This is a genomic window from Trebonia sp. (genome assembly GCF_049794275.1).
Classification (GTDB): Bacteria; Actinomycetota; Actinomycetes; order Streptosporangiales; family Streptosporangiaceae; genus Trebonia.
In genome coordinates this window covers 1-9,086 of the sequence record NZ_JBARCR010000003.1, presented here as the reverse complement: position 1 = coordinate 9,086, position 9,086 = coordinate 1, and the positions used below count along the sequence as shown (strand labels likewise).

General features: G+C 69.1%; 9 protein-coding genes. 6 read left to right on the top strand and 3 right to left on the bottom strand.

Annotated features, from left to right (window positions below; translation table 11 throughout):
* Nucleotides 1-79: 79 nt before the first annotated feature.
* The 3 genes from WA805_RS00105 to WA805_RS00095 all read right to left on the bottom strand — a co-directional run bounded on the left by WA805_RS00105 (nucleotide 80) and on the right by WA805_RS00095 (nucleotide 2,421).
* Nucleotides 80-499 (bottom strand): CBS domain-containing protein, encoded by a 420-nt coding sequence (locus tag WA805_RS00105; protein WP_422337750.1) that lies wholly within the window; start codon nucleotides 497-499, stop codon nucleotides 80-82.
* Between the two features lie 121 nt (nucleotides 500-620).
* The gene (locus tag WA805_RS00100) at nucleotides 621-908 is read right to left on the bottom strand and encodes a GlsB/YeaQ/YmgE family stress response membrane protein (RefSeq protein WP_422278921.1); all 288 of its coding nucleotides are present in this window, start codon (nucleotides 906-908) and stop codon (nucleotides 621-623) included.
* A 76-nt stretch (nucleotides 909-984) separates the two neighbouring features.
* On the bottom strand, nucleotides 985-2,421 hold the full coding sequence (locus tag WA805_RS00095) for a GH1 family beta-glucosidase (protein ID WP_422278923.1): 1,437 nt from the start codon (nucleotides 2,419-2,421) through the stop codon (nucleotides 985-987).
* Nucleotides 2,422-2,512: 91 nt separating this feature from the next.
* Here WA805_RS00095 and WA805_RS00090 point away from each other — a divergent pair, with 91 nt between their 5' ends.
* The 6 genes from WA805_RS00090 to WA805_RS00065 all read left to right on the top strand — a co-directional run.
* Entirely contained in the window at nucleotides 2,513-3,700 is a 1,188-nt protein-coding gene (locus WA805_RS00090; protein WP_422278925.1) for a LacI family DNA-binding transcriptional regulator, read from the top strand.
* A 12-nt stretch (nucleotides 3,701-3,712) separates the two neighbouring features.
* Nucleotides 3,713-4,702, top strand: a complete 990-nt coding sequence (locus WA805_RS00085) for an ABC transporter permease (protein ID WP_425241340.1) — start codon at nucleotides 3,713-3,715, stop codon at nucleotides 4,700-4,702.
* On the top strand, nucleotides 4,699-5,733 hold the full coding sequence (locus tag WA805_RS00080; RefSeq protein WP_424559249.1) for an ABC transporter permease: 1,035 nt from the start codon (nucleotides 4,699-4,701) through the stop codon (nucleotides 5,731-5,733). The genes WA805_RS00085 and WA805_RS00080 overlap by 4 nt, the downstream gene beginning before the upstream one ends.
* Nucleotides 5,730-6,785 (top strand): ABC transporter ATP-binding protein, encoded by a 1,056-nt coding sequence (locus tag WA805_RS00075; RefSeq protein ID WP_422278931.1) that lies wholly within the window; start codon nucleotides 5,730-5,732, stop codon nucleotides 6,783-6,785. Before WA805_RS00080 ends, WA805_RS00075 begins: the two co-directional genes overlap by 4 nt.
* Nucleotides 6,782-7,822 carry an ABC transporter ATP-binding protein gene (locus WA805_RS00070; RefSeq protein WP_422278933.1) on the top strand — a complete coding sequence of 347 codons (1,041 nt, stop codon included), beginning with the start codon at nucleotides 6,782-6,784 and terminating at the stop codon, nucleotides 7,820-7,822. Before WA805_RS00075 ends, WA805_RS00070 begins: the two co-directional genes overlap by 4 nt.
* A gap of 28 nt (nucleotides 7,823-7,850) precedes the next feature.
* The coding region (locus WA805_RS00065; protein ID WP_425241339.1) for an ABC transporter substrate-binding protein at nucleotides 7,851-9,086 on the top strand (1,236 nt) is incomplete at its 3' end.

The window sequence follows — 9,086 nt, the reverse complement described above, 5'->3', positions numbered from 1 at the left end:
TGACCTTGGTTCTGCACGTTGTCCTCCTACCCGTGGCCAGGCGGTGAAACGTGCCGGGCCGACGTGCCGGGAGCGCGAGCTAGGTGTTGGGTTCCGCCTTGCTGACCTCGGCGAGCGGCGAGTGATCCTCGGTGCCGGAGGCGGCGAGGTCGCCCATCGACACGATGCCGACGATCTGGCCGTCGTCGATGACCGGAAGCCTGCGGACGGCGTTCTCCCCCATCAGCCGCTGGGCCTCGGCCACGCCGGCGTCCGCGTCCACGCCGACCAGCTTGGCGCTGCACACCGGTCCAACGGGAGAGTCGGGCCCGGCGCCCTCGGCCAGGCCGCGGACCACCAGGTCCCTGTCCGTCACCACGCCACTGAGCGAGTCGCCGTTGACCACCAAGACGGCGCCGACGCCTGCGTCACGCATGACGCGGGCCGTCTCCGCGAGCGTCTGGTCGTAGTAGACGCCGACCGGATCGGGGGTCATGATGTCGCGGATCTTCTTGTCCATGATGTCTCTTTCCCTCCAGGTCCGTTCTTCCTGACTCCGCTACCGGCCCCCGGCCCGCCTAAACGCCTGATCCCCCGCAGCCGGGGCTCCGGGGGATCAGGCGCGCGGGGGACGATCGCGGTCAGCGCCGCAGCAGCCGGCGGCGGCGCCGGTAGTGGAGCCGCGAGCGGGGGTGGCTCACGGCACTGATCAGCACCGCGGCGACGATCAGCGAGACGATGAACGTGATGATCGCGTGGCCCGCGCCGAGCAGCGCGTAGGTGACCACGCCGCCCACCAGAGCGCCCACGATGCCGATGAGCACCGTCAGGATGATGCCGATACGCTGCCGTCCAGGGACGAGCAGGTGCGCCACCGCGCCGATCACCAACCCGATGATCAGCCAGGTGATGATGGTCAGGAATGTCATGGCAGCCTTTCCCTTCGAGGGACTGCCTCCCGATTACCCCCAGCAAACCGGTCTATTCCGCCAGAATCCTGGAACCTTACACGGGCCATTCGGCGGGCAGCGGCGGCACGGCGTTCGCCCGCGCCACACCTGCGTAGAAGCCGGCGCTGGCCTTAGGGGTCCTGTTCTGGGTCGCGAAGTCGACGTAGACGATGCCGAACCGCTTCTGGTAGCCCCACGCCCACTCGAAGTTGTCCAGCAGCGACCACACGAAGTACCCGGCCAGGTTCGCGCCGTCGTTGACCGCGCGGGCGGCGGCGCGCAGGTGCTGGTGCAGGTACTTGATCCGCTCCAGGTCGTTCACGACGCCGTCGGTGCCGAAGTAGTCCTCGGCACCGCAGCCGTTCTCCGTGATGTACAACGGCAGGCCAGGGGCGTCTTTCGATAGCCGCAGCAGCAGCTCGTACAGGCCCTCGGGGTCGATGAGCCAGCCCATGTTGGTGTGCTCTAGTTCCGCGGGATCGAACTGGACGACGCCGTCGAGGCCGGGCAGCGCGGGCGCCTCGCCGAGCAGCAGCCTGGCCGGGTCGCCGCGGCGCAGGTGGACGGGCCGGTAGTAATTCACGCCAAGAAAGTCCAGCGGGGCGCTGATGGCCGCCAGGTCGCCATCGCGTATGAGGCCGGCCGGCGGCAGCACCTCGGGGAGGGCGTGCGCGGGGTACCGGCCGTACAGCAGCGGGTCGAGGAACAGGCCGTTGAAGGAGGCGTCGGTGACGCGGGCGGCGTGCTGCAGGTCCTCGGGGGCGTCGGAGTCCAGCCGCACGGGGGTCAGGCTGAGGGTGATGCCCACCTCCGTCCCTGCCGGGGTGACGGCGCGCAGCGCGCCGGCGGCCAGCCCGTGCCCGAGCAGCAAGTGGTGGGTGACGGCGGCGGCGACTGCGTCATCGGTCAGGCCAGGGGCGTGCACGCCGATCCGGTGCCCGTTGTGGGCGACGACGTGCGGCTCGTTCAGCGTGACCCACGTCGGCACCCGGTCGCCAAGCGCCTCGCCGACGACGGACACGTACTCGGCGAACCGCAGCGCGGTGTCGCGGCTGGCCCAGCCGCCCTTGTCCTGCAGGGCCTGCGGGGTGTCCCAGTGGAAAAGCGTCACGCTGGGCCGGATCCCGCGCTCGGCCAGCGCGTCAAGGAGCCGCTTGTAGTAGTCGAGGCCGGCCTGGTTGACCGCGCCCTTGCCGCCCTCGCCTGAGGGGAGGATCCGGGGCCAGGAGATGGAGAACCGGTAGGCCGACAGGCCAAGCGACTTGATCAGGTCCGCGTCCTCGACGTAGCGGTGGTAGGAGTCACAGGCGATGTCGCCGGTGTCGCCGCCGCGCACCTTCCCCGGGGTGTGGCTGAAGGTGTCCCACACCGACGGGCCCCGCCCGCCGGCGGTCGCCGCGCCCTCGATCTGGTAGGCGGCCGTCGCCGCGCCCCAGGTGAAGCCGGCGGGAAACGGAAGATCCTCGCCGGACGACGTAATGGCATCAGTCATGTAACTCCTCCTTGACGTGAACCCTGGCGGGGTTTAGCGTAAGCGCTTACACGGCAGGTTGTAAACGCTTACATATCCGATAGGTTACTAAGTGGTAACGCTGTATGACGTTGCTCGGCACGCGGGCGTCTCCATCGCCACGGTGTCGCGGGTGCTGCACGGGCAGGGGCCCGTGCGAGACAACACCCGCGCCCGGGTGCGTTCGGCGATCGATGAGCTCGGCTACGTCCCGGACGGGGCGGCCCAGAGCCTTGCCCGCAATCGCAAGGACGTCATCGGCCTTGTCGCGGTGGAGCACATGGGCCTGAAACCCGACCAGTATGACATCGAGTCGATGAGCCTGCTGTTCTACGACGCGGTGATCCGCGGCGTCGAGCTGCGGATCCGCGAGAAGAACTGGGCCCTGCTGATCAACTTCCTGCGCGAGGAGGACATGCCGCTGGCCATGGCGCAGCAGGAGGAGTCGGTGCAATCCCGGCTGCTGGCCCTGTCGGGCAAGGTTGACGGCCTGCTCATTGGTGAGGGCATCCTGGCTCCGCAGACGCTGGCCAAGCTGGCCAGGCGGCTACCGCTAGTGGTCGTGGCCGGCGACACCGCGCAGCGGGCGGTGGACGTCGTGTCGGCGGACAACTGGTCCGGCGCGCACGCGCTCGTGGAGCACCTGGTCGTCGATCACGGCAGGCGCCGCTTGTTCCACATCGGCGGCCCGGCGACCGCGCCGGACGCCACGGAGCGGCGGCTGGCCATGGCGGCGGTCATCGAGGCCAACCCAGGGACCACGCTGACGGGCAGCTTCACCGGGCTGTTCAGCGTCATGTCCGGCCGGGAGGGCACCCTGGCGATGCTGGCGGCCGGCGGAGAGCTGCCCGACGCGCTCGTCTGCGCGAACGACCAGATGGCGATCGGCGCCCTGCGCACGCTAGCGGAACGCGGCATCCGGGTGCCTGACGACATCGCGGTGGTCGGCTTCGACGACATCTTCCCCGCCAGCCTGTGCGACCCGCCGCTGACCACCGTTCATCAACCCATCCGCAAGCTTGCTGAGGTAGCCTGCGACCGCCTCGCCGAGCGGATCAATGACCCGACGCTGCGGCCCAAGCAGGTGTTGCTGCCGACCGAGCTTGTGCTTCGGTCGAGTTGCGGTTGCCCGCCGGGCACCATGGAGCGCTGGGAAGTCAGGCATATCGCCCGGCGCAAGCCGGCGGGCGCGCCAAAGTCCAGCCGGCCCCTGGCGGGCACCGCAGCTGTGGCCGCCGAGCCACTGACAGCAGAAAGGTAGGTGGAAGGGCGTATGCGGTTCCTCCTCCGCCGCCTGGGCTTCTACCTGATCGCGTTCTGGGTAGCCATCACCCTCAATTTCTTCATCCCGCGCGCCATGCCAGGCGACGCCGTCGACGCGGTCCTGGCGAAGTTCCCCCAGCTGCTGCCGCCGGCCAGGAAAGCGCTGGAGGCGACGCTGGGGACCGGCAACCAGGGATCTGTGTGGAGCCAGTACCTGACTTATCTCAATAACGTCTTCCACCTTGACTTCGGCGCCAGCCTCAGCAACTACCCGACGCCCGTGACCACCATCGTGGCGAACGGGGTCTACTGGACGATCGGCCTCGTCGGCGTCGCCACGGTTATCGCGTTCGTCGTCGGCACCGGGCTCGGCATCCTGGCCGCCTGGCGGGCCGGCGGGCGGCTCGACCATGCGCTGCCGGGCATGATGTTCCTGCAGGCCACCCCGTACTTCTTCCTGGCCCTGCTGCTGATCCAGGTGTTCGGCATCACGTTCCACGTGTTCCCGGTCGCCGGGGCCTACGACGGGATCAACTACACGCCGGGCTGGACCTGGCCCTACATCGCCAACGTGGCGGACCACGCGTTCTTGCCAGCCCTCACGATCGTGGTGACCTCGGTGGCCGGCTGGATGCTGCAGATGCGCAACGTGATGGTGACCACGACCGGCGAGGACTACGTGGTGGCCGCCCAGGCCAAGGGCCTGTCCGACCGCCGGGTCGTCCTCACCTACGCGGCGCGCAACGCGCTGCTCCCGCAGTTGCAGGGCTTCGGCCTCGCGATCGGGTTCGTCATCTCCGGCGCCCTCGTCATGGAGATTGTGTTCAGCTACCCGGGGATCGGCTACCTGCTGCTCAACGCGGCCGCCAGCAAGGACACCCCGCTGATGCAGGCCATCTTCCTGCTGATCACGGTCGCCGTGCTGGTCGCGAACCTGCTCGTCGACATCGTCCTCGTGTTCATCGATCCGCGGGTACGGGCGAGGGAGGTGTCCCGATGAAAGCACTGGCCCGCCTGTGGCGGCGGTTGCCCGGCACGGCAAAAGCCGGCGTCATCATGCTCGGCGTGTTCCTTCTCATCGCCATCATCGGTCCCGAAGTGACCCCGTACAATCCCAGCGTCACCACCCCGCTGCAGGCGGTCGCGCCGTCCGGGGCGCACCTGTTCGGCACCACGCAAACCGGTCAGGACGTGCTATCGCAGTTCCTGATCGGGGTCCGGCTGACGCTCGAGCTGGCCTTCTGGGTCGGCCTGATAGCGACCGCGCTAGCGGTGATCATCGGCGTGACCGCCGCGTATGTCGGCGGGCTCGTGGATGAGCTCCTGTCCCTGCTGACCAACGTGTTCCTGGTCATCCCCGCGCTGCCGCTGCTGATCGTGCTGCTCGGCTTCCTGAACGGCACGAGCGCGGGACAGGGGCAGCTCCCTGTGATCTTCGTGCTCAGCCTCCTCGGCTGGCCGTGGGGCGCCCGGGTGGTCCGGGCGCAGGCGCTGTCCATCAGGAGCCGCGACTTCATCGCCGCCACCCGCGAGACCGGCGAGCGGAGCTGGCGCATCATCGGCTTCGACGTCATTCCGAACATGGTCAGCCTCATCGCCGCGAGCTTCGTCAACACGGTGCTCTACGCGGTCGGCGCCTCGGTCGCGCTGGCCTTCATCGGCCTCACCGACCCGAACCAATGGTCGCTGGGCACGATGCTGTACTGGGCACAGCTGGGCAACGCCCTCCAGATCGGCGCGTGGTGGTGGTACGTGCCGCCGGGCCTGGCGGTCGCCCTCCTCGGCACCGCGCTGGTGCTGCTCAACACCGGCATCGACGAGCTGAGCAACCCCCGGCTTCGGGACGCCCGCAGCGCGACCAAGATCGCCAACCGCCGGGTGTGGCCGACCGACCCGACACCGGTCCTCGGCGCGCTGAACGGCCACGGCGGCAGCCTGGCCGGCCTCGCCCGTTCGTTCAGCCGCAAGTCGCTGATCGACGAGCCCGCGGTCGGCGCCGGGAACGCGGAGAAGACAGGTGAGCTCAGATGAGTCCCGTCCTGGACATCAAGGACCTGTCCATCGCCTACCAGACTCCGGGCGGTGATGTGCGGGCGGCCTCCCACGTGAACCTCACGATCAACAAGGGCGAGGTCGTGGGCCTGTGCGGGGAGAGCGGCTCAGGCAAGTCGACCCTCGCCTACGGCGCGTGCCGGCTGCTGCGCCCGCCCGCGGTGATCACCAGCGGCAGCGTGCTGTACTCCGGCGCGCGTACCGGCACGGCCGTGCCGGTGGACATCCTGCGACTGCCGCACGACGACCTGCGCGCGATCCGCTGGCGCGACGTCGCGATCGTGTTCCAGAGCGCGATGAACGCGCTCAACCCGGTGCTGCGGGTCCGCGACCAGATCCTCGACGGCATGGAGGCGCACCTGCGGCTGCGGAAGGACGAGGCGCACGAGAAGGCCGCCAGGCTGCTCGACCTCGTCGGCATCCCGCGGGAGCGGCTGCGCAGCTATCCGCACGAGCTGTCGGGCGGCATGCGGCAGCGGGTCATGATCGCGATGGCGCTGGCCGCCGACCCCGAGGTCGTCATCATGGACGAGCCGACCACCGCGCTCGACGTGGTGGTGCAACGCGACATCCTGGCCCAGATCGTCGAGCTCAAGGACACGCTCGGCTTCTCGGTCCTGTTCATCACCCATGACATGTCGCTGCTGCTCGAGCTGTGCGACCGGATCGCGGTCATGTACGCGGGCCGGATCGTGGAGCTCGGCAGCGCGGCCGACCTCCAGAACGCCGCCGCGCACCCGTACACCCAGGGGCTGCTGCGGTCGTTCCCGTCGCTGCACGGCGCCCGCCGCGAGCTGACCGGGATCCCCGGGAGCCCGCCGGACCTGCGCGACCCGCCGCAAGGCTGCCCGTTCATCCCGCGCTGCGGCTTCGCCCAGCCTGGCTGCGCGCAGGTGGACATGTCGCTGATCCCCGTGCGCGGCGGCCGCAGCCCGCTGCACGTGACGGCCTGCCCGTTCGTCACCCATGAGGGCGCCGTCAACGCGGCCCCCGAACAGGAGACAACGGCTCCGGAAGGAGCGCTGTCATGACCCAGGACGCGGCAATCACCCTGACCTCGGCCGCCGCCGGCAATGGCCCGCTCGCCCTGGAGGCGGTAGGCCTCACCAAGGACTTCCGGCTCGGGCATGGCGCGACCCTGCACGCCGTGCGGGACGTGAACATCTCCCTCTACAAGAGCGCGGTCGTCGCCCTGGTCGGGGAGAGCGGGTCAGGCAAGTCCACCGTAGCCAGGATGCTCGCCGGACAGGAGCGGCCGACCGCCGGCGTCATGAGGCTCGACGGCGAGCCGGTCGACGTCCGCACCTCGCGGGCCTTCCGTCTCTACAAGAGCCAGGTGCAGTACGTCTTCCAGGACCCGTTCGGCTCGCTCAACCCGGTGCACAGCGTCGGCTATCACCTGACCCGCCCGATCAAGCTGCACCAGGGCCGCGACGTCGACGTGAAGAAGCGGGTCATCGAGCTGCTCGAGCAGGTCCGGCTGACCCCGGCGGCGCAGTTCGAGCCGAAGTACCCGCACGAGCTGTCCGGCGGCCAGCGCCAGCGGGTCAGCTTCGCCCGGGCGCTCGCCGCCGAGCCGAACGTGCTGCTGGCCGACGAGCCGGTATCCATGCTGGACGTCTCCATCCGGCTGGAGATGCTGAACCTCCTGGACGACCTGCGCAAGAGGCTGCACCTCGCACTGCTGTACATCACCCACGACATCGCCTCGGCGCGGTACTTCGCCGACGAGGTGCTGGTGATGTACGGGGGCCAGATCGTCGAGCGCGGCCCGGCCGAGGAAGTCACCCAGCAGCCCGCGCACCCCTACACCCAGCTCCTCATCGCATCCGCGCCCGACCCGGACAACCTCGGCTCCGTGCTGAAATCCGGGAACAGCGTGCCACGCGCCAGGGGCGCCGGGAGCGGGCCAGCCGCCGTTGGCTGCCCGTTCAGTAACCGGTGCCCCCTGGCGATCGACAAGTGCCGGGCAGAGAACCCGGCACTCCACCAGCTGACCGCCGTGCGCGCGGCGGCCTGCTGGCGGTTGTCCGAAGCCGCGCCAGCACTTGTTAACGGCACGGCCTAACCCCTCACAACACCCGAGAGGATACACAATGTCCAATAGAGCCCACAGAGGCAGGCGGCTCGCAGCCGTCGCCGCGGTCGGCTTCCTCGCGGCCGGCATCGCGGCCTGCGGGTCGAGCGGCAGCTCATCGTCGGGCAGCGCGAGCGGCACCAGCAGCTCGAGCGGCACCAGCGCGACCATGGTCATGGAGAGCTCCCCTGAGACCACCATGACCCAGAACTTCAACCCGTGGGCCACGACCGCGCCGATCTACGGCATGGGCGCCGACGGCCTCATCTACGAGCCGCTGATCCAGTTCAACCTGGCCGCGCCCGGGCCGACGGAAGGCAAGGGCTGGTACCCCTGGCTGGCAACCAGCTACACCTGGGGCAATAGCGGCAAGTCGATCACCTTCGCGATCCGCCAGGGCGTGAAGTGGAACGACGGCCAGGCGTTCACCCCGGCCGACGTCGTCTACACCTACAACCTGATGAAGAGCGACCCCAAGGTCAACATCTACGGCCTGCAGATCTCCAGCGTGTCCGCCTCCGGCAACAACGTGACCGTCACGTTCCCGTCCGCCCAGTACGCCAACCTGGAGAACATCGCCGGGCTGGCCATCGTGCCGAAGCACATCTGGTCCACGGCCGGCGAGGCGTCCGCCTACACCGATGCCAGCCCGGTCGGCACCGGCCCGTACGTGCTGAGCAACTACACCTCCCAGGGCTTCACCTTGGTGCCCAACAAGTACTACTGGCAGCCGGTCCCGGTGAAGAAGGTCTACTTCCCGGCCTACACCACGAACACCGCCGCCACGAACGCCCTGTTCTCCGGCCAGATCGTCTGGACCGGTAACTTCATCCAGGGCCTCAAGCAGAACTTCGTCGACAAGAACCCGGCCCAGCACATCGGGTGGGAGAACCCCGGCGCGACCAACGTCCTGATCCCGAACATGACCACCTGGCCGACGAACCAGCTCGCGGTCCGGCAGGCGATCAGCGCGGCCATCGACCGCACCGCGATCGGAAACCAGGGCGAGGACGGCCAGGAGGGCCCGATCAGCAGCGCGTCCGGCCTGACCGCGCCGATCTTCACCCCGTGGGCAGGCTCGGGCTCGCAGGCGACCGAGAACCTCACCGCCGACCCGGCGACCGCCGCGTCGATCCTGACCAAGGCCGGCTACAAGAAGGACAGCGCCGGCTTCTACGCCCTCAACGGCAAGGAAGTCTCGCTGAAGATCGAGGACCCGGCCGCCTACACCGACTACGCCCAGGACGACCAGATC

Excerpts from the sequence above, each read along its gene's own strand:
- WA805_RS00105 (WP_422337750.1), bottom strand. The coding sequence starts at position 499 with ATGGACAAGAAGATCCGCGACATCATGACCCCCGATCCGGTCGGCGTC.
- WA805_RS00100 (WP_422278921.1), bottom strand. The coding sequence starts at position 908 with ATGACATTCCTGACCATCATCACCTGGCTGATCATCGGGTTGGTGATC.
- WA805_RS00095 (WP_422278923.1), bottom strand. The coding sequence starts at position 2,421 with ATGACTGATGCCATTACGTCGTCCGGCGAGGATCTTCCGTTTCCCGCC.
- WA805_RS00085 (WP_425241340.1), top strand. The coding sequence starts at position 3,713 with ATGCGGTTCCTCCTCCGCCGCCTGGGCTTCTACCTGATCGCGTTCTGG.
- WA805_RS00080 (WP_424559249.1), top strand. The coding sequence starts at position 4,699 with ATGAAAGCACTGGCCCGCCTGTGGCGGCGGTTGCCCGGCACGGCAAAA.
- WA805_RS00075 (WP_422278931.1), top strand. The coding sequence starts at position 5,730 with ATGAGTCCCGTCCTGGACATCAAGGACCTGTCCATCGCCTACCAGACT.
- WA805_RS00070 (WP_422278933.1), top strand. The coding sequence starts at position 6,782 with ATGACCCAGGACGCGGCAATCACCCTGACCTCGGCCGCCGCCGGCAAT.